The organism is Haloarchaeobius caseinilyticus (assembly GCF_051207395.1).
Classification (GTDB): domain Archaea; phylum Halobacteriota; class Halobacteria; order Halobacteriales; family Natrialbaceae; genus Haloarchaeobius.
Window position 1 is genome coordinate 949,918 of record NZ_JBPJZC010000001.1, and the last position, 17,379, is coordinate 967,296.

General features: G+C 64.8%; 20 protein-coding genes and 1 tRNA gene. 8 read left to right on the top strand and 13 right to left on the bottom strand.

Annotated elements, in window-relative coordinates:
- The first annotated feature begins 11 nt into the window (after positions 1 to 11).
- Positions 12 to 941, top strand: coding sequence for a winged helix-turn-helix domain-containing protein (locus ACSC1P_RS04925; RefSeq protein WP_435359019.1), 930 nt, complete (start codon positions 12 to 14; stop codon positions 939 to 941).
- A 3-nt stretch (positions 942 to 944) separates the two neighbouring features.
- Here the strand turns inward: ACSC1P_RS04925 and ACSC1P_RS04930 are convergent, their stop codons facing one another.
- From ACSC1P_RS04930 to ACSC1P_RS04950, 5 genes are all read right to left on the bottom strand, one after another.
- Positions 945 to 1,709: a cupin domain-containing protein gene (locus ACSC1P_RS04930; protein WP_435359020.1), complete on the bottom strand. Its 765-nt coding sequence runs from the start codon at positions 1,707 to 1,709 to the stop codon at positions 945 to 947.
- Positions 1,706 to 2,386, bottom strand: a complete 681-nt coding sequence (locus ACSC1P_RS04935) for a DUF2238 domain-containing protein (RefSeq protein ID WP_435359021.1) — start codon at positions 2,384 to 2,386, stop codon at positions 1,706 to 1,708. Before ACSC1P_RS04935 ends, ACSC1P_RS04930 begins: the two co-directional genes overlap by 4 nt.
- A complete protein-coding gene (locus tag ACSC1P_RS04940; protein WP_435359022.1) occupies positions 2,383 to 2,988 on the bottom strand; it encodes a hypothetical protein in 606 nt (201 codons plus the stop codon). The genes ACSC1P_RS04935 and ACSC1P_RS04940 overlap by 4 nt, the downstream gene beginning before the upstream one ends.
- Positions 2,989 to 3,126: 138 nt before the next feature.
- The gene (locus ACSC1P_RS04945; RefSeq protein WP_435359023.1) at positions 3,127 to 4,500 is read right to left on the bottom strand and encodes a PQQ-binding-like beta-propeller repeat protein; all 1,374 of its coding nucleotides are present in this window, start codon (positions 4,498 to 4,500) and stop codon (positions 3,127 to 3,129) included.
- 289 nt (positions 4,501 to 4,789) lie between these two features.
- A tRNA-Val gene (locus ACSC1P_RS04950) sits at positions 4,790 to 4,864 on the bottom strand.
- 133 nt (positions 4,865 to 4,997) lie between these two features.
- Between ACSC1P_RS04950 and ACSC1P_RS04955 the strand changes: the two genes are divergently transcribed.
- Complete coding sequence (locus ACSC1P_RS04955) at positions 4,998 to 6,266, top strand: hypothetical protein (protein ID WP_435359024.1); 1,269 nt, start codon at positions 4,998 to 5,000, stop codon at positions 6,264 to 6,266.
- Between the two features lie 93 nt (positions 6,267 to 6,359).
- Here ACSC1P_RS04955 and ACSC1P_RS04960 read toward each other — a convergent pair whose 3' ends face one another.
- Entirely contained in the window at positions 6,360 to 6,620 is a 261-nt protein-coding gene (locus ACSC1P_RS04960; RefSeq protein ID WP_435359025.1) for a DUF7553 family protein, read from the bottom strand.
- Positions 6,621 to 6,950: 330 nt separating this feature from the next.
- Between ACSC1P_RS04960 and ACSC1P_RS04965 the strand changes: the two genes are divergently transcribed.
- The gene (locus ACSC1P_RS04965; protein ID WP_435359026.1) at positions 6,951 to 7,898 is read left to right on the top strand and encodes an MBL fold metallo-hydrolase; all 948 of its coding nucleotides are present in this window, start codon (positions 6,951 to 6,953) and stop codon (positions 7,896 to 7,898) included.
- A 12-nt stretch (positions 7,899 to 7,910) separates the two neighbouring features.
- On the opposite strand, the gene ACSC1P_RS04970 is transcribed toward ACSC1P_RS04965, so the two are convergent.
- Positions 7,911 to 8,471, bottom strand: a complete 561-nt coding sequence (locus tag ACSC1P_RS04970; protein ID WP_435359027.1) for a CAP domain-containing protein — start codon at positions 8,469 to 8,471, stop codon at positions 7,911 to 7,913.
- Positions 8,472 to 8,591: 120 nt separating this feature from the next.
- Positions 8,592 to 9,125, bottom strand: a complete 534-nt coding sequence (locus tag ACSC1P_RS04975; RefSeq protein ID WP_435359028.1) for a cob(I)yrinic acid a,c-diamide adenosyltransferase — start codon at positions 9,123 to 9,125, stop codon at positions 8,592 to 8,594.
- Between the two features lie 66 nt (positions 9,126 to 9,191).
- Between ACSC1P_RS04975 and ACSC1P_RS04980 the strand changes: the two genes are divergently transcribed.
- The 4 genes from ACSC1P_RS04980 to ACSC1P_RS04995 all read left to right on the top strand — a co-directional run bounded on the left by ACSC1P_RS04980 (position 9,192) and on the right by ACSC1P_RS04995 (position 11,405).
- A complete protein-coding gene (locus tag ACSC1P_RS04980; protein WP_435359029.1) occupies positions 9,192 to 9,416 on the top strand; it encodes a hypothetical protein in 225 nt (74 codons plus the stop codon).
- Positions 9,417 to 9,609: 193 nt separating this feature from the next.
- Positions 9,610 to 10,737 carry a methyltransferase gene (locus ACSC1P_RS04985; RefSeq protein WP_435359030.1) on the top strand — a complete coding sequence of 376 codons (1,128 nt, stop codon included), beginning with the start codon at positions 9,610 to 9,612 and terminating at the stop codon, positions 10,735 to 10,737.
- 218 nt (positions 10,738 to 10,955) lie between these two features.
- Positions 10,956 to 11,186: a hypothetical protein gene (locus ACSC1P_RS04990; RefSeq protein ID WP_435359031.1), complete on the top strand. Its 231-nt coding sequence runs from the start codon at positions 10,956 to 10,958 to the stop codon at positions 11,184 to 11,186.
- Positions 11,187 to 11,231: 45 nt separating this feature from the next.
- A complete protein-coding gene (locus ACSC1P_RS04995) occupies positions 11,232 to 11,405 on the top strand; it encodes a DUF7838 family putative zinc beta-ribbon protein (protein ID WP_435359032.1) in 174 nt (57 codons plus the stop codon).
- A 22-nt stretch (positions 11,406 to 11,427) separates the two neighbouring features.
- Here the strand turns inward: ACSC1P_RS04995 and ACSC1P_RS05000 are convergent, their stop codons facing one another.
- The 3 genes from ACSC1P_RS05000 to gcvPA form a co-directional block, all read right to left on the bottom strand.
- Positions 11,428 to 12,096, bottom strand: coding sequence for a DsbA family protein (locus tag ACSC1P_RS05000; RefSeq protein WP_435359033.1), 669 nt, complete (start codon positions 12,094 to 12,096; stop codon positions 11,428 to 11,430).
- 229 nt (positions 12,097 to 12,325) lie between these two features.
- Positions 12,326 to 13,744, bottom strand: coding sequence for an aminomethyl-transferring glycine dehydrogenase subunit GcvPB (gene gcvPB, locus ACSC1P_RS05005; protein WP_435359034.1), 1,419 nt, complete (start codon positions 13,742 to 13,744; stop codon positions 12,326 to 12,328).
- Complete coding sequence (gene gcvPA, locus ACSC1P_RS05010; RefSeq protein ID WP_435359035.1) at positions 13,741 to 15,078, bottom strand: aminomethyl-transferring glycine dehydrogenase subunit GcvPA; 1,338 nt, start codon at positions 15,076 to 15,078, stop codon at positions 13,741 to 13,743. The genes gcvPB and gcvPA overlap by 4 nt, the downstream gene beginning before the upstream one ends.
- Before the next feature lie 261 nt (positions 15,079 to 15,339).
- Between gcvPA and ACSC1P_RS05015 the strand changes: the two genes are divergently transcribed.
- Positions 15,340 to 15,693, top strand: coding sequence for a hypothetical protein (locus ACSC1P_RS05015; protein WP_435359036.1), 354 nt, complete (start codon positions 15,340 to 15,342; stop codon positions 15,691 to 15,693).
- 45 nt (positions 15,694 to 15,738) lie between these two features.
- Here the strand turns inward: ACSC1P_RS05015 and gcvH are convergent, their stop codons facing one another.
- Together gcvH and gcvT are read right to left on the bottom strand one after the other, a co-directional pair.
- Positions 15,739 to 16,122, bottom strand: coding sequence for a glycine cleavage system protein GcvH (gcvH, locus tag ACSC1P_RS05020; RefSeq protein ID WP_435359037.1), 384 nt, complete (start codon positions 16,120 to 16,122; stop codon positions 15,739 to 15,741).
- Positions 16,119 to 17,222: a glycine cleavage system aminomethyltransferase GcvT gene (gcvT, locus tag ACSC1P_RS05025; protein ID WP_435359038.1), complete on the bottom strand. Its 1,104-nt coding sequence runs from the start codon at positions 17,220 to 17,222 to the stop codon at positions 16,119 to 16,121. Before gcvT ends, gcvH begins: the two co-directional genes overlap by 4 nt.
- Positions 17,223 to 17,379: the final 157 nt, after the last annotated feature.

Consider the following 17,379-nt stretch of genomic DNA (forward strand, 5'->3'; position numbering starts at 1 on the left):
ATCGTGAGCGTATGAACACGGATGGCGACGGACCCGAGCGCCCGACCCCGGAACAGGCGTTTACGGTCCTCGGTAATCGAACACGGCTCGAAACCCTGCGAGTCCTCGCCGACGCGGGCCGACCGGTATCGTTCACTGAGTTACGCAACCGCGTCGGCCTCTCGCAGGGGACGCAGTTCAACTATCACCTCACGAAACTCCTCGGGCACTTCGTGGAGAAGACCGACGCAGGGTACGAACTTCGTGAGCCGGGGAGGCGCATCGTGCAGGCTGTCCTCGCAGGTGCAGTCGACGAAGGGCCAGCCCTTGAACCGACCGCCATCGACTACGCCTGTCACTTCTGCGGCGACGACATCGAGGTCAGTTACGCGGATGGGCACGTCGCGTTGCACTGTCCAACCTGTGCCGGAAATCCGGCGACGCCGACGAATCCTGCAAACCCCGAGCACGGCAATCTCGCTCGTCTGCCGTTCCCACCGGCAGGAATGGTGGGTCGGTCGCCGGAGGCGGCGTTGCGCGCCGCCGCGACGTGGATTCATATGGACTCGCTCGCCGCCGCGAGCGGTGTCTGTCCCTCCTGTGCGGCGACCGTCAAGGTCACTATCGCCGCCTGTGGTGAACACGAGTCGGCGACACGCGACGGTCGCTGTACTTCCTGTGACCGAAATCGGGCGGTGCGAGTGACCTACGACTGTACCAACTGCGTGTTCACGTTCGACGGTCCCGTCGTGATGGCGCTGCTCGCCACGCCAGAGGTACTCGCGTTCGTCGGTCGTAACGGGCTCAATGTGACCTCGAAGGGCTTCGACTGGGGATGGGAGTACGACGAGACGGTAGTGTCGACGGACCCGTTCGAAGGCTGCTTCACGTTCACCATCGGTGACGACTCACTTACGCTGACAGTGGACGACGAACTGTCGGTCGTCGACGCGACACTGTGAGCCTCACGCTGGCCCGTCCACGTTCACGACCCACGGCTCGCCACCACAGAGCCAGATGATGCCGGTGTGAGCTTCGTCCGTGGGGTTCGTGTCTCGGTGGACTACACCCGGCGGGACGTGGAAACACTCCCCGAGTTCGATGCGGGCGACCTGTTCGCCGCCGGGGCCGTATTCTGTCTCGCTCGGCCCGTCGACCGCGTAGCCGAAGTAGACGTTGTTACCGTGGTGGTGCCAGCCCGCGGCTGCACCGCCCGCTGCAGTGACGCGCAACAGGAGGACGTCGTCCTCGGGAAACGGCGACTCTCGAATCAGGTGCGGCGACTGGACGGTCGGGAACAGTTCGTCCGAGCCGACGACGGCGATTTCTGCTCCGTCCGTCGCCGAGACCGTTTCCGTCGATGCTCTTCCGACGCGAACCCGCGGGTCGGCACTCGGCGTCGCCGACCCAGCCGCGGCGACCGCGAGGATTTCGAGCGGCACTGTGCCGGCGACGAACCTGTGCGCAGTATCGGCGGGAACGCGGACGAAGTCACCTGGCTCCAGTTCTCTGTCCGAACCCAGCCGTGACTGAACGTGGCCGCCACCGCCACGGACCCAGCCGTAGAGTACTCCATCACGTCGATGCCAGGCCGACTCGTCGTCGACCACGACCAAGAGGAGTCGAGCGTCTCCGACTCGTAACACCGTCCGCTCGACGAGGCCAGTGACCGATTCGACCTGCTCGACCGTCGCCGGGTCCACGACGCGGATTCGCTGGTCGAGGCTCATCGCTTCGCCTTCCGCCGGTCAGCACGTTGGTCGAGTCGCCCGGCGAGTTCGTCCGACACGCCCGAGAGGTAGGCCGTCCCGAACAGTGCGACGAGGAGACCGCCGAGCGTGTTGTACGTCAGATCGAGGACGGTGTCGTCGAGACCGTACTGCGTGAGGACCGACCCAGTGCCGAGCAACTGCGCGGCGACGCTGATGTAGAACTCGATGAGTTCCCAGACCACGCCGAACGCCATGACGAACGCGAGCAGGTAGACGAACATGAACCGCGGCGAGAAGTGGATGGCGTCGGTGTGTTCTTCGATGGCCCGCGCCGTGGCGTAGGCGACCGCAGCGACCAGCGACGACGAGAGCGCGTGGGTCAGGTGGTCCCACCACCAGGTCGACCCGTACAGTGTCGAGAAGTTCAGCCCCGGTAGCGGGAGCGTCCCGACCGCGTGGAGGAACATCGCGACGGTTATCCAGAGGACGAGTCCCACGTCCATCGTGAAACCGTAGTTCCTGCGGAGGAGCGCCGGCAGCATCGTGACGCCGAGGCCGATGCCCGCGTTGACGACGACACCAGCGTTGCCCAGCCAGAGGCCGATGGAGAAGATGCTGAACATGAGTAGCTGTAGCGCGTGGACCAGCGTGACTTCCCGCTTCGGCGTGAGGCCAACCCGACGGGCGACGCTCATGCCGTCCACCCCTCAGCTCCGGGCGTCGACCGAGCCTGCCGGCGGAGTTCCCGCCGGAAGTACAGCCTGAAGGCGAGCCCGCCGACGAGGCCACCCACCAGCGCGGCCGTGAAGATGTTCATCAGTTCCGTGTTCGTCTGCACGAAGGTCCCGCCGAAGTACGCCGCCTCGAACGCGGAGGAGACAGCCCACGCGCCCGCGAACGCGAGCGTCATCATCACGACGAACCAGACGGCGAACCCGGGCGTCATCCGGACCGCCGTCGTCAACTGCAGGTCGACGACGAGGAGCATCCCGAGTGCGGCGACACCCGCGCCGATGACGGCGAGTTTGAAGAACGTCGGGTCGAGCGACCCGACGAGAATCGGTAGCGCGGCGATGAAGACCAGCGGCCACGGAACGGTTCGTGTCCACGACCGGGAGACGACGGCCGGAATCGACGCGAGAACCACTGCGGTCCCGGCCAGTAACAGGTCGACCAGTCTAAAGTCGAGCAAGTTGTTCACCGCCGCGAGTACCAGTATTCCCGTGATAGTCCACGCGATGACTGCGTTCCACTTTCCGTCTGTGACGAACCACTCTGTCTGCAACTGTTGTGACATCTCTGACTCCCCCTGCGAGCGGTGGCACCGATAATCTCGACAGTACCCCGATTGCTCATAGAATCAGAGGGGACAGGCGTCGATAAGGATATATTTCGGATTCTGAGTGGATAGGCCGAGAACCACGGGAGCCAGGCTTTACTCGCCCAGTCCGACGACGTAGCCACCTTCCACAGCGACGTAGGCACGCGTCCCGTCGACGACCGGCCGCGACAGGTCCCCGCTGTGCCTGAACGACCAGCGTTCGCTGCCGTCTGCCCCGTACGCGTACACGCCCGGGACGGCCTTGCCGTGGGTCCACGTTACGACGCCGTCCGCGTTCGCCGACACACCGCGAGCGATTCCTTCGACGGTCTTCGTCCAGCGGGCCTCGCCCGTCTCGGCGTCGAGCGCGTGCAGCGTTCCGTCGAACGCCGGGACGTACACCGTCCCGTCGGCGACGGCGGGAGCGTTACGAGTCTCCGCGTCGACCGGGTAGGTCCACAGTTCGCTCCCGTCCGCGGCGTCGAGGGCGAACACCAGCCCACCGTACTCTACGCCGTAGACCGTCCCGTCGACGACAGTCGCGCCGGGGCAGACGAACGGTCCCTCGTCACCTTCGTCGCTCGTGTACCGCCACTGCTCGGTCCCGTCTGCCGCGTCGACCGCCAGCAACGGGTAGTTCCCGTCGTCGTCCTGCTCCTCCTGGTCGACGAGGAACCAGCCGTCGAACAGTTCGGGGCCGTCGTAGCCGACCGGACTATCGCCGCGCGACCACTCTTCGCTCCCGTCCGTGATGTCGTACGCGACGATGGTGCGCCCGCCGGGCGAGGCGATGAGGGTCCCGTCGTGGACCGTGCCGTCGTGCATGTCGCCCGACTCGACCGACCACTGCTGGCTCCCGTCAGCGCCGAGCGCGTACAGTGTCTCGCCCGACGTGCCGATGGCGTCGTCCCCCGTCCCGACGAACACCCTGTCCCCGGTGGTCCCGAGTATCGACAGGAAGCGGTCCTTCTTCGCGCTCGCCCATTGCTGCTCGCCGCCGGCGACGAACTCGACGCGCTGGTCCCGCCCCGACAGGCCGGTACTCCAGCCGGTCACGACGTACACGCCGTCGTCGGTCGCGATGGGGTCGTACACGCCCGCGTCGGCTGCATACTGCCACTGCTCGCTCCCGTCGGTCCCGAGCGCGTAGAGGTTCTGGCTGGTCGTGGGTTCGATGTAACCGCCGTCCGGCGGCGTCCCGTTCCCGTTCGTCCCACCCGTGACGTAGAGCGTCCCGTCGTACAAGACCGGTCCGTCGTTCAGCGGGCCGCCCAGTTCGAACGTCCACTGGACTGCCTCGCCTTCCGGCGGGTCGTCGCTCGGTTCCGTGGTGGTCGGGTCGTCGGTGCCGGTCTCGGACGGCGGGTCTTCGACGTTCCCCGTCGGCGTGTCGGTGTCCGACTGCGTCGCCGGGTCGTCTCCCTGTGAGGTACAACCTGCTGCGAACACGAGCGCCGCACTCGCGACGAAGTTGCGTCTGGAGGGCATCACCGGGAGTTGTTGGCTGCCCGGCATAAGCTTCGTTCTAGGTGAAAGAAGGATTTTGGGTGGATAGACATCGGCTGTAGTTCAGGTCGGGGATAAGGTGACCCGGCTGAATCGAACTACAACCACCGGTTCAAACTGTGAAACAGACCGAATTCGTGTCTCACAAAACCGGCGGGTTGGGGCAGATTTGAACTTTGGTCACTCCGCTCACTGCGTTCGCTTCGCTCCCGAGTTCAAACTGCCCAACAGAACAAATTTGTGCCTCACGAGTTGTTCGGCACAAAATTAATGGGTTGGGGCAGATTTGAACTGCCGACTTCCTCCGTGTGAAGGAGGTGTCATAACCGGACTAGACCACCAACCCGCGTACACCATCGGCTACCCGGTTACCAGACTTAAGGATTACGTATGGAACCGACAGTCGGCACGCTCCTGTCCTACGTGAGTAGCCTGCGACGCTACACTCCCCGAACCCCTACACCACCACGAAACAGCCGATGCCCGACGACGACCCGCCATCCATCGAACAGACGCTCTCGGACCTCCTCAAACGCGCCACGAGAGCCATCCAAGACGGCCAGCACGCCGGAAGGGCCGACGAGGCGAAACCGACCGTCGACATCGTCGAGGCCGGTGCGGACCCGACCGGCGACGAACCGATTGACCGAGTCCTGCAAGACGTCGCCGAACCGGAGGCCGTCGTCGCGTTCCCCCCCGGCCGGTATCTGGTCGGGTCACTGGGCGAACTCGCGCAGGACGGTCTCGAACTCCGGGGGACCGACGCGACGCTCGTCCCCGACGACCGAACCGACCCGGAGGCGTTCGTGACGTTGGCCGGGCGCGAGCAGGTCGTCGACGGCTTCGAGTACGAGGTTCACGGCTGTCGGGTCGCGCCGACGTGGCACGTCCGGACCGACGCGAGAATCAGCGACGTGACCGTGACAGGGGACGCGAGCGCCGGCCCCGAGTACGCACCGGCGGACAGCGGCAAGCGCGCGTGTTCGTTGTTCACCGTGAAGCAGGTGCCCGCAGGGACACAGGCACTGCTGCAAGACATCGCGATGCGCGACGGTGTCGCGAACGACCGGGACGCACGCCGGGGCTGGTTCCTCGAAGACAACGACGGCGCAGTCGTCTTCGACGACGTGGCGATGGCCGGCTGGGCGGAGAACACAGTGTACGGGACGTACTGCAACGGGCAGGACCCAGATGCTCGCGCGGTCTTTCGGGAACTCGAACTCAGGAACACGAACGTCGGCCTCCGGACGACCGGGGACTGTCTCGTCGAGGACTCGGTGTTCGTCCACGACGGGCCTGTCCCGGCCCAGCAGTGGAGCGGCGGCCGCCGCCAGCGCGGGGTTTGGGTAGAGGGCGGGAAGTCGGCGCACCCGGGCGGGACGACGGTCCTCCGTAACTGTGACTTCCGGTGGACGGCCGACGCGCCAGAGCACGCTGGGCAACCCGTGGTCGTCAACCCGCCGCCGAAGCGGGTCGTCCTCGATGGCCTCCGAATCGACAACCGCCACCCGTCGTGGCCGAGTGTCGAACTCGACCCGCACGAGGGGCCACCAGTCGAACTCGTCGTGCGTAATTTGCACGTCACCCAGCGCAACGACACGCCGGTCTTCCGACTCCGCGGCGAGTACGAACTCGTCGAGGCGAGTGGACTCCACGTCGACGCCGACGGCCCGCTCTCGTCCGAGCGAGTACAGCCGCTACAAGACGCGGTCGTGGACACAGCCCCAACTACGCCGCGAGTCGACTAACGCGACGAAAAAGCGAACCGAGCGAATCGAGCGATCTGAACCCAACCGGGCCGATGGACCGAGGGACCGACTGCCTCACTGCGCGCCTGGAAATCAGGCTCGCTGCTTTCGGTAGCCACCGATTTTCTTGCGGGCTTCGGCGGCGTTCGTCTTCACTTTGCCCTCGGCTTTCTTCTTCGATTCACGGAGGTCTGCCTGAATCTTCTCGACGCGAGTCGGTTCGGGTTCTTCCTCTATCCCTCGAAGCTCGTTCACTTTCTTCTGGATGCCTTCGAACTCTTCTTTGACTCCCGCTTTCGTGTGTTCGCCGGCGCGCTTGAGGTGGTACTGGGCGTCTTCAAAATGTCTGTTCATGCCTGTCAATACGCATGATTCGAGTTTAACCCTTTCTCATTGACAAGTGGCAGACAGGTTATCAGCCCCTCACTTTTAGGCAGACCAAAACCGCAGCACTTTTCTAATTGTTAGGCACACCTAAAACCACGGCCGGCGCACACACAACCAGACCAGCGCTCCCATAGCGAAGTCATGCTACGTGCGTCGTCGAAGGTGCGGCGCGCGCCGGGACTGCCGTGGGCATCACTTCGGTCGTCCCGACTCCAGCTTCTCGCCGGCCGACTCTCACACGCCGACGAGTCGCCACGCCCCCAAGCGTTTACCCGGGCCCGCAGAGAAGGAGGCGGTATGTTCGAACGGTTCCCGATTCCGACGCCGTTTCAGGTCGGTCCGGTCAACGCGTACCTCGCGGGCCGGACCATCGTGGACCCCGGTCCAGACAGCGAAGAGGCGTGGTCGACGGTACTTTCTGCTCTGGAGACGCGAGAACTCGCGCCCGAAGACGTACAGCGCGTCCTCATCACGCACCCGCACCCAGACCACTTCGGGTCGGCGCATCGATTCGCCGAACTGGGCGCGGAGGTGTTCGCCAGCCAGCCGTGTGCCGACATCGTCGCCGACTTCAGCGGCCGCTGGGAGTACGAACGCTCGTTCTTCGTCGACTTCTTCGAGGCGAACGGGATGGCGCGCTCGACTGCGGAGACGGTGACGGAACTCCCCGAGGTGTTCCTCCAGTACGCGCCAAACGTCGAGACCGACCGTGTGTTGGCAGACGGCGACGACCTGACCGTGGACGACACGCTCGTCGACGTGACCCGCGTCGAAGGGCACGCCCCCGGCGAAATCACGTTCTCCTACGAGCACGAGGGTGCGTACATCGGCGTCGTCGGCGACAACGTCCTCCCCGAGATTACGCCGAATCCCTTGCTCCAGCCACCGGGACAGACCGGTGGCGAACGACCGCACGTCCTGCCACGATACAACGAGGCACTGGCACGCCAGCGAGAGATGGGCTACGACCGCATGCTGCCCGGCCACCGCGAGATAATCACCGACCCACCGGGTCGAATCGACGAGATTCTCGAAGCCCACGAGTCCCGCTCGCAGGACGTGCTGGAACTCGTCGACGGCCCGACGACCGCGGTCGACGTGATGCACGGCCTGTTCGACGACCTCCCCGTGACCGAGCAGTTCTCGGGGATGAGCGAAGCCGTCGGCCACCTCGACGTGCTCGAAGAACGCGGCGACGTGACCCGCCGCGAAGCTGGCGGGATACACGTGTACGAACAGGCCTGAGCCCGAAAACAGTCAGCAGAAGTTCTGTGTGACGTACACCGACGTGTTGTCACCTTCTTCGAGGATGGCCACGCCGATGCCCTGTCGGTACCAGTGTTCCGCGAGCAGGTTCTGGCGGTGGCCAGTCGAGTTCATCCAGCCCTCCATGGCGCGTTCTGCGATGTCTTCGTTCGTGTAGCCCGCGCCACCGAACGTGATGACGAACACGTTCTCGCCGCCGTAGATGACGTCGTTCCCTTCGAGTCGGATACGACAGTCGTAGTCGAACCGCTCGTACCGGTCACGGACACCCTCGCCGTCGGGCGAGTCGTGGCCGATGTAGCCACGCTCGGCCATGTCGGTACTGTGGTACCGCCCGATAGCGGCGAGTTCGTCGTCGGAAACGAGCAGTCGTACCTCCTCAGCCAATCGTAGCTCGTTGACCTCGGCGTGGACGGCCGACTCGATGCCCGGGGCGTCGATATCGGCCTCGGGTGTGTCGAATCGGGCTTCCTCGGGGAGGTACGCTGGGTTCATCGCGAGCACGAACGAGATGGCTGCGAGGACGAGCAGTAACCGCGCCAGGGAACTCACGTTCGAACTGAGGTGTCGCGGATGAATAAGTTCGCCGTGGCCTCGCAGTAAGGCGGTTCTGCCGCCGGAACTCGGTCGGCACTCCGTAAGTCGGTCCGGCCCGAGAAACCGAGGAAGGTATCAGTACGTCGGGTTCTCCTCGGGAACGCCGTCGCGCTGGTTGACCACGCGCGCCCAGACGAACAGCCCGTCCGAGAGCCGGTTCAGGTACTGAATCGCGTCTTCGTTCACACGTTCGTTCCCGGCCATCGCGACCGCGCGACGCTCGGCTCGACGACACACCGCGCGGGCGTGGTGCAGGCGCGACCCCTTCTCGGAGCCGGTCGGCAGGATGAACGACGTGAGCGGTTCGAGTTCGTCGTCGTACTCGTCGATCCACGACTCGATGGTTTCGACGTGTTCCTCGTCGACAATCGGGTCGTCCTCGTCGGGGTCCGGGTTGGCGAAGTCCGCCTGCACGATGTGGAGGTGGTTCTGGACGCCTTCGAGTTTCTCGTCGACGTCGTCGTGCCCGGTTGGTCGGACGGTCCCGATGAGCGCGTTCAACTCGTCGACGGTTCCGTACGCTTCGATACGGGGGCTGGTTTTCGAGACGCGCGACATGTCCTTGAGGTCAGTCATTCCCTCGTCGCCACGACCGGTGTAGATCTTCATGTACGGGGGTTGGAGCGGTCGGTACTTAACTTGGAACGGGCAGCGGCCACTCGGTATCTCCGCGCGATGAGTGCGAGCAGAGAGGCCACCTTTTTGTCACCTCTCGCCGAACCGTCGAAACGGATTGAACAAGGTCTCTGGGCCGAATCAGGCACTCGTCGCGTCGTAGACGCGAAGACCCGGTTCGGCTGGCTCGCCGACTGTGGGCGAATCGACGACCCGAACGGACTCGACCGGTCGGCAACTCGTCGGCGCGTCACGCTGCTCGGCATCAGGTTCGCGCTCCGCTAGCCGTGCCTGTGTCTTCTTTGGTCACACAGTGCTCGCGGAGCGTCTGCCGTCTCGTTTCTGACCACTGAGCTGCCGAACCACCCAGAATGACGCGAACGCCGCCACGACAGGCGCACGACCAGCAGTATCGCTCCGAACCCACGACTCGGCGAACAGGACGACTCCGCACTTAGCAGTCGCCGGAGGTCGGTCGATGACCCGGACACCGGACGACCTCGCTCTCGAAGCGAGGGTCGACGCCGGTCCAGCGACCTATCGCTTCGCCACGGCCGACGGCCTCTGCTCGACCGATTCCTTCAGGCCATCCGAACTCGCCCTCCTGGACGCGCTCTGGGACGAAGAACTGGGTCACCTCTGCTGTCTCGAAGCGAACTATGGGGTCGTCCCGACGGTCCTCGCCGCCCAGGCCGACGCAGTCCATGCGACCGAAACCAGTGCCCGCGCGGTTCGACTCTGTGAGCGGAACAGCCGTGCGAACGACGCCGACGCAGCGGTCTCACTCTGTGCCGACCTCACGACCCCGAACACGACGTTCGACACTATCGCGTACGCGCCCAAGCCCTACACACCGATTTCGCTCGGGAAGCAACGTATCGCCGACGCGCTGACCACGCTTCGCCCCGGCGGGCAGTGCGTCGTCGCTGGGTCGACCGACACTGGTCTCACGCGATACGAAACCTGCCTCCAAGACATCGCAGCGCAGGTCGAAACGGTCACGACCAACGGAGGGGCCCGTGTCCTGCGAGCGACGCGACCCACGACACTCGACACACCCGCTTACGTCTCACCGACTGAACGACGCGCGACAGTCGACGGTACCGACCTCACGCTCGTGACGATGCCCGGGCTGTTCTCCGCTGGCGGCCTCGACGACGGCACCAGACTCCTGTTAAAGACGGTCACCGTCGAGGACGGCGAGCGAGTCCTCGACCTCTGCTGTGGCTACGGTGCAGTCGGAGCGTACGCCGGGGCTGTCGCCGACTGCTCCCTCTGGCTCAGCGACGACGACGCACTCGCGACGACCTGCGCACGTCGGACGCTGAGAGCCTCGAACGCCGAGGGCACCGTCGTCACAGGAGACTGTCTCGCTCGGGTGCGTGACCAGCGGTTCGACCGGGTGCTGTGCAATCCGCCGACCCATGCTGGCGATGGCGTGCTGACCGACCTGTTCGCGGGCATCGAAGCGGTGCTCGCTCCTGATGGGGACTGCTTCCTCGTCCACCATCGCGACCTCGACCTGCGGCCACACTTGCATCAGTTCGGAACGGTCGAGCGACGACGCACTGGTGCAGAACACGTCGTCCTCCGCGTAGCGCCGTAGCACCGACCTCGACAGCCGATTTCGGGCCTCGCACTGCTGTCGAGCGACACCATATTTTGTATCGTGGAATACAGTTTACCGCAGCCGATTGGCTCGCTGGCCCGTTCGAGAGCGAAGACCAGTCAATCCACTCGACAGAGCTTCGCAGGTCGAAACCGGCCATCGTCTGCCAATCGTCTGACGAAACTTGATGTGTGAGTGTCACGCACAGTCTCGATATGGCACTCCCGACCGGCCGCGCGGCCCCAGACGAGGTCTTCGAGACGTTCGCGGAGGACACCCCAGAAGAAGTGATGGCACTCGCCGACGCCGAACCCGAACCGGCACCGACGCCAGCCCCCGGTTTCGAGGGCTTCGTCGCGGGGGTTCGCACGGACACGACGACGGCCGTCGCGGAGGACGCAGACGACTCGATCGACGACCTCGACATCGACGAGCTGTTCGGGTGACCGCGGTCCGAACGAATCAAGTGCTGTCGCCACGGAGCGACGTGTATGAGCCTGGAAATGGAGCACTTCTGCCCCGAATGCGGGGACGACGAGACGTTCTACCGCGCGGCGAGTACGCTGATGCACCTCGGTCAGAAAGTCAAGTGGCACTGCACCGAGTGCGATTACGGCTTCGTCAAAATCGACGAAAACGTCGACACCAGCGAGTCTGAAGCCTGATTCTGGAGTTCGTTCTCTCTGATTACGTAGTTGTCTCCAGCGACTGCACCGCCTTCTGCAACCCGGTATCGACGGTGTACCACCACGATTTCTCCGGCTCTAACTCCGTTCCGTCGACGTAGAACGTCGGAGTTCCCTCGACGCCGAGGTCGACGCCACGTTGCCGGTCCGCTTCGACGACCGACTCGTACACGGCGTTTTTCGCGTCCGAGACCACCCGAGACGAGTCAGCACCGACGTCGCTCGCGATGTCACGAATCGTCGACCAGCCCATGTCGGTCTGTGCTTCGAACGCCGCCTTCGAAAAGGCGAAGAAGGCCGCCTCGCCCTCGTTCGCCTGGACGCTTCGGGCAGCGAGGGGGACGTTCCACGACCACTCGTTGAGTGGGATGGGGAAATCATGTTGCTCGTAGCGGACCTGCCCGGGCTCGATGTACTTCTCGACGATCTTTGGCACGACGTCGAGGTGGTAGGTCCTACAGTGGCTACACTGGTAGTCCGAGAACGAGGCGAGCGTTATCGGTGCGTCGACTGCACCAAGTGTCGGCACTGCGATTGCGGGGGCTCCAGTCACGCCCCGGCCCCCATCTGCCGTGTTCTCTTCGACCGTTCCCACACAGCCCGCCAGTGTCGTCACGAGTCCACCAGCGATTCCACGCATTAGCCACCGTCGAGAGGTTCGAACGCTCATATGACCATCTAGGAGATTTTTCTGTATAAGCGGTAATCGCGCCCCAGTGAGGTTTGTAAACTGCATGTTGCGATAGCAAATCTGGTTTCGTCGGCGAGTACGGGCGCTGGAGCACTGACGGGAGCAGGCCTTGAGCGTCGAGATTCTGGACATCGGCGGGAGACGACAGCCGCGGCTCGGCGACGAACACACGAAAAACCGCGAACGACCGGTTACGGATGAGACCGGACTACTCGTCGGTGAGCGCGTGCCACGACAGGCGCAGGTCGCGCGCCGCCGAGGTCTGGTCGATGCGCCGGGCGGTCGTCCGCTCGGGCGCGGCGTGGAGCGTGTCGTCGTCCTCGCCGGCGACCGCGTTGAACGCCTCGGCGAGCTGGTCGAGCGTCTCCTTGTTCTCGATTTCGGTCGGCTCGGTCATCAGCGCCTCGCTGACGATTTCGGGCCACTTCGTCGTCGGCGGATGGACGCCGTAATCGAGCATCCGCTTCGCCACGTCGGCCGCGTCCTGGTCGCCCGCGCTGGCGACGAACTCGTGGTGGAACGGTCCGTACGGGACCTCGTACTCGATTTGGCTGGCGAGGTAGTTCGCGTTGAGGACCGCCTTCGCGCTGGCGTCGCGCAGGCCGGGGTCGCCCAGTCGCGCGATGTAGGCGTAGGCCTTGACCAGCACGAGCCAGTTGCCGAGGTAGCCGTGGACCTTGCCGATGGAGTGTTCGGGGTCGACGAGTCGGTAGCCACCGTCGTTCCGTTCGACCTGCGGTCGCGGCAGGAAGTCGGCGAGGCGGTCGACGACACCGACCGGGCCAGCGCCGGGGCCACCGCCGCCGTGCGGGGTGGCGAACGTCTTGTGAACGTTGTAGTGCATGATGTCGAAGCCCATGTCACCGGGGCGGGCCTGTCCGAGGAGCGCGTTCAGGTTCGCGCCGTCGTAGTAGAGCAGTCCGCCGGCGTCGTGGACCATCTCGGCGACCTCCTCGATGTTCCGCTCGAACAACCCGAGCGTGTTCGGGTTGGTGAGCATGAGCAGGGCCGTCTCGTCGGAGAGGGCGGCCTCGAGTGCGTCAAGGTCGACGCGGCCGTCCTCGCCGCCGGGGAGTTCGACCACGTCGAACCCGGCGAGTGCCGCACTGGCGAAGTTGGTCCCGTGGGCGCTCTCGGGGACGATGATTTCCGAGCGGTCCTCACCGTTGTGTTCGTGGAACGCCTTGGCGACGAGGACGCCGGTGAACTCACCGGCCGCGCCCGCGGGCGGCTGAAGCGTCACGTCGTCCATCCCACCGATGCGGCCGAGGTAGTCTTGCAGGTCGTACAGGAGTTCGAGGCTCCCCTGCACCGTCTCGGGCGAGCGGTCCGGGTGGACTGCCCCGCTTTCGAGTGCGGCCACGTCCTCGGTGAACTTCGGGTTGTACTTCATCGTACACGAGCCGAGGGGATACGGACCGGACTCGACGCCGTAGTTCATCTCGGAGAGGCGCGTGTAGTGTCGCGCCAGTTCAGGTTCCGAGAGGTCCGGCAGTTCGAGTGAGTCACGGGTCAACTCGTCGGGGAGCGGCGAGTCGTCGAGGTCGGCCTCCTTCGTGTGCTTCTCGCTCAGGAGCGGTTCGTACCGGGTGTCGTCGTGGGTCCAGCGTGCCTGGTCGTACTTCATTTTGCCACCTCCGTGAGTGTCTCGACGAATCCATCCAACTGCACGTCCGTCGCACCAGTCACGCAGATCTGTATCTGGTGCTCGCCGACGACGTGGACCGCGTAGCCCTCGTCTTCGAGGTCTTCGGCGATTGCCTTCGCGGGCTGGTCGGTGTGGGCGACGAACTCACGGACGTGGTGGCGGTCGTGGACCGGAGACTGGACGCCGACGACCTCACCGACGCGCGAGGCGAAGCCTTCGGCCGTCGTTACGGACTCCTTCGCGAGGTCTGCGAGGCCATCCGGGCCGAGTGACGCCGCGTGCATCGCGGCGCGCAGGGCGACCCACGCCTGGTTCGTACAGATGTTCGACGTGGCGCGTTCGCGCCGGATGTGCTGTTCGCGGGTCTGGAGCGTGAGCGTGTACGCACGCATCCCACGGCCGTCCTCGCTCGCGCCGACGAGTCGGCCCGGCACCTGCCGGACGTAGTCCTCGCGCGTGGCGAACAGACCGAGGCCCATCCCGTAACTCGTCGGCATCCCGAGCACGTCTGCGGGGCCGACGACCACGTCGGCACCGACGCTCGCTGGCTCCTGCAGGAGTGCGAGCGAGACGGGGTCACTGCCGAGCGTGAACAGCGCGTCGTGGTCGTGTGCGAGGTCGCCGATGTCGGCGAGTCTTTCCTCGACACAGCCACGAACCGTCGGGTTCTCGGCGTAGAGCATGACGACGTCGTCGTCGACCGTCTCGGCGAGGGCTGCGAGGTCGACGTTGCCGTCGTCCATCGGATACTGTTCGACTGTGAGGTCGGTGCCGGCGACGTAGTTCGCCAGCACTTCACGGCGGCCTTCCTGCAACTGTTCCGGAATCAGGACGCGAGTACCGGACGTCTGGCGGAGTCGGTCCGCCAGCGTCGCGGCCTCACCGAGCGCGGTCGCGGCGTCGTACATCGAACAGTTGGCGATGCCGAGGCCCGTGAGTTCGACCAGCATCGACTGGTACTCGAACAGCGCTTGCAGGAAGCCCTGCGTGATTTCGGGCTGGTACTGCGTGTACGAGGTCAGGAACTCGGAGCGCTGAGAAAGGTGGTCGACGAGCGATGGGACGTAGTGGCCGTAGTGGCCCCGTCCCAGCAACTCGACGAGGTTGTCGTTTCGGTCGAGCGTCGCAGCGACTTCCGCTCGAACCGTTTGTTCGTCCCGCGCGGCGATGCCGAACTTGCCGTCGAAGCGGACCGAGTCGGGAATGTCGAAGAGTGCGTCTTCGTCATCGACACCGATTTCGTCGAGCATCGCGGCGGTCTCCGCCGGGGTGTGTGGCGCGAACGGACTGCCTGTCGTGTGGTTACCGGTCATAGTTACAAAGAAGCCCCCGCGGTCGAGGGGGATGTCGGTGACGGCGACCGTGCATCGACGTGCGCGCGTCGAGCAGGTCCCCGCTCACCGACGGTGGTCGTGGTCACAACGTTCGTGGCTTACGACCGGGGGGGTATGATAGATTTGGTTTCGAACCGAAATCGTGTCGGCTGCTGAGGCGTAGCTGTCCGGGAAACGACAGCGACGAGCCTACTCCTATTGGGAACGCAATATATACCGCATCCGTGTGAGTCTCTGGCTATGCGAAGCCTTCCCGTCGAGCCCGCGGCAGCAGCCACAGTCGTGAAACGTGCGATGGCGGCGTACGAACCCGTCGACGTCATCACGGAGTCTGAGACGCAGGTCGCCGGACGAACTCGCCGGCTCCAGCGCAACCACGAGGTCGTCGTCGACATCGGTGACGCCGAGTGGGGCCAACCAGACGAGACGGTCATCGCCGTGTTCGTCCGTGCCTCGACCGGCTACGCAGACGCCGTCCCGGTCGAGCGCTATCGCTCCGAGTTCCTCGATACGCTCTCACAGGTCGTCGTCTCGGAACAGTCCGGTGCGGTCGCGACACCCAGCGAAGTTACTCGACAGCACAACGAATCCTGACGCTTCTGCGGCACTGAAAGAAGAATTCTGACGCCGGACGCCGACTCAGGCGACCTGGTCAGCGTACTCGTCGGCACTCATCAGGTCGTCCAGCTCGGACTCGTCCGAGGGGGCGACCTCCAGCATCCACCCGTCGTCGAACGGGTCCTCGTTGACCAGTTCGGGCGCGTCGAACAGCGCTTCGTTCACGTCGGTGACCTCACCGGAGACGGGTGCGTACAGGTCAGAGACCGCCTTGATGGACTCGATGACGCCGAACGCGTCGCCCTGTGTAATCTGGTCGCCGACCTCGGGCAGTTCGACGAACACGACGTCGCCCAGTTCGTCCTGTGCGAAGTCGGTGATACCGATTCGGACGGTGTCCCCGTTCTGTAGTACCCATTCGTGCGATTCCTCGTACTTCCGGTCGTCTGGTGTCTCGAAGCTCATTGGTTGCGTTTGTAGAAGGGGAGTGATTCGACGCGGGCTTTCTTCGACCGGCCGCGGACCACGACGCGCAGGTGCGTGCCGGGGTCGGTGAACTCGGTCGGAACGTAGCCCAGGCCAATCGGTTCGTCCAAGGTCGGGCTCATTGTCCCGCTCGTGACCGTCCCGATGACGTGGTCGTCCGTGTCGGTGATGTCGTAGCCGTGCCGAGCGACGCCACGGTCCACCAGTCGGAATCCGACCAGTTTCTCTGCGACGCCGTCTTCTTCGGCTTCCTCGAGCGCGTCGCGCCCGACGAACTCGGTGTCGAGTTTGACGGTGAAGCTGATTCCAGCCTCGTACGGGTTGCGTGGCTCGTCGTCCGGGTTGAAGTCCTGTCCCGAGAGCAGCAGTCCCGCTTCGAGGCGGAGCGTATCACGCGAGCCGAGACCGCAGGGCTGCACGCCATCGAACGCCTCCCAAACGTCCTCGGCGGAGTCCCACGGCACCACGAGTTCGAAGCCGTCTTCGCCGGTGTAGCCGGTTCGCGCGACCAGACACTCGACGCCGTCGATGGGCGTCCGCATCGCGGTGAAGCGCGACAGGTCGGCCACGTCGCCCGCGGCCTCGTCGGCAACGAGGTCTTCGGCGTCCGGTCCCTGCACCGCGAACATCGCGTAGTCGTCGGTGCGGTCGTGGACGGTCGCGTCGAGGTCCCACTCGTCGCGGTGGTCGGTCCAGCGCGTGTGCATCTGCTCGTTGTGCCCCGCGTTGGGGACGAACATGTACGTCGGTTCGCCCTGCTCGTCGGGGTAGCGGTAGACGACGGTGTCGTCGATGATGACGCCGTCTTCCCGGCAGATGCAGGAGTACTGCGAGTCGCCGGGGTCCAGTCGCTCGACGTCGTTCGTCGTGAGCCGCTGCATCAGCCGGGTCGCGTCCGGCCCGGACACCTCGATCTCGCCCATGTGCGACACGTCGAAGATGCCCGCGGCGGTGCGAACGGCCTCGTGTTCGGCGCGGATACCCTCGAACTCGACGGGCATGTCCCAGCCGCCGAACTCGGTGAACTTTGCGCCTGCTGCGTCGTGTACTGTGCGCAACGGCGGTGTCCTGAGGGCCATGTGCAATCCGTCTCTCGCCGGCAAGTAATGTTTTCGTATCCCGGCCGACGACTCACTCGGTTGGGGAATCGCTGGAAGCGTTTCAGAGATACACCACGGGGCACTATACGAAATCGACAGGTAAGTGCCGAGCAGCGGCTCGAACGACCCGATATCC

Bases quoted from the DNA above. Each gene is read 5' to 3' on its own strand.
- ACSC1P_RS04925 (WP_435359019.1), top strand. From the start codon at position 12: ATGAACACGGATGGCGACGGACCCGAGCGCCCGACCCCGGAACAGGCG.
- ACSC1P_RS04930 (WP_435359020.1), bottom strand. From the start codon at position 1,709: ATGAGCCTCGACCAGCGAATCCGCGTCGTGGACCCGGCGACGGTCGAG.
- ACSC1P_RS04935 (WP_435359021.1), bottom strand. From the start codon at position 2,386: ATGAGCGTCGCCCGTCGGGTTGGCCTCACGCCGAAGCGGGAAGTCACG.
- ACSC1P_RS04940 (WP_435359022.1), bottom strand. From the start codon at position 2,988: ATGTCACAACAGTTGCAGACAGAGTGGTTCGTCACAGACGGAAAGTGG.
- ACSC1P_RS04945 (WP_435359023.1), bottom strand. From the start codon at position 4,500: ATGCCCTCCAGACGCAACTTCGTCGCGAGTGCGGCGCTCGTGTTCGCA.
- ACSC1P_RS04955 (WP_435359024.1), top strand. From the start codon at position 4,998: ATGCCCGACGACGACCCGCCATCCATCGAACAGACGCTCTCGGACCTC.
- ACSC1P_RS04960 (WP_435359025.1), bottom strand. From the start codon at position 6,620: ATGAACAGACATTTTGAAGACGCCCAGTACCACCTCAAGCGCGCCGGC.
- ACSC1P_RS04965 (WP_435359026.1), top strand. From the start codon at position 6,951: ATGTTCGAACGGTTCCCGATTCCGACGCCGTTTCAGGTCGGTCCGGTC.
- ACSC1P_RS04975 (WP_435359028.1), bottom strand. From the start codon at position 9,125: ATGAAGATCTACACCGGTCGTGGCGACGAGGGAATGACTGACCTCAAG.
- ACSC1P_RS04980 (WP_435359029.1), top strand. From the start codon at position 9,192: ATGAGTGCGAGCAGAGAGGCCACCTTTTTGTCACCTCTCGCCGAACCG.
- ACSC1P_RS04985 (WP_435359030.1), top strand. From the start codon at position 9,610: ATGACCCGGACACCGGACGACCTCGCTCTCGAAGCGAGGGTCGACGCC.
- ACSC1P_RS04990 (WP_435359031.1), top strand. From the start codon at position 10,956: ATGGCACTCCCGACCGGCCGCGCGGCCCCAGACGAGGTCTTCGAGACG.
- ACSC1P_RS04995 (WP_435359032.1), top strand. From the start codon at position 11,232: ATGAGCCTGGAAATGGAGCACTTCTGCCCCGAATGCGGGGACGACGAG.
- ACSC1P_RS05000 (WP_435359033.1), bottom strand. From the start codon at position 12,096: ATGAGCGTTCGAACCTCTCGACGGTGGCTAATGCGTGGAATCGCTGGT.
- gcvPB (WP_435359034.1), bottom strand. From the start codon at position 13,744: ATGAAGTACGACCAGGCACGCTGGACCCACGACGACACCCGGTACGAA.
- gcvPA (WP_435359035.1), bottom strand. From the start codon at position 15,078: ATGACCGGTAACCACACGACAGGCAGTCCGTTCGCGCCACACACCCCG.
- ACSC1P_RS05015 (WP_435359036.1), top strand. From the start codon at position 15,340: ATGCGAAGCCTTCCCGTCGAGCCCGCGGCAGCAGCCACAGTCGTGAAA.
- gcvH (WP_435359037.1), bottom strand. From the start codon at position 16,122: ATGAGCTTCGAGACACCAGACGACCGGAAGTACGAGGAATCGCACGAA.
- gcvT (WP_435359038.1), bottom strand. From the start codon at position 17,222: ATGGCCCTCAGGACACCGCCGTTGCGCACAGTACACGACGCAGCAGGC.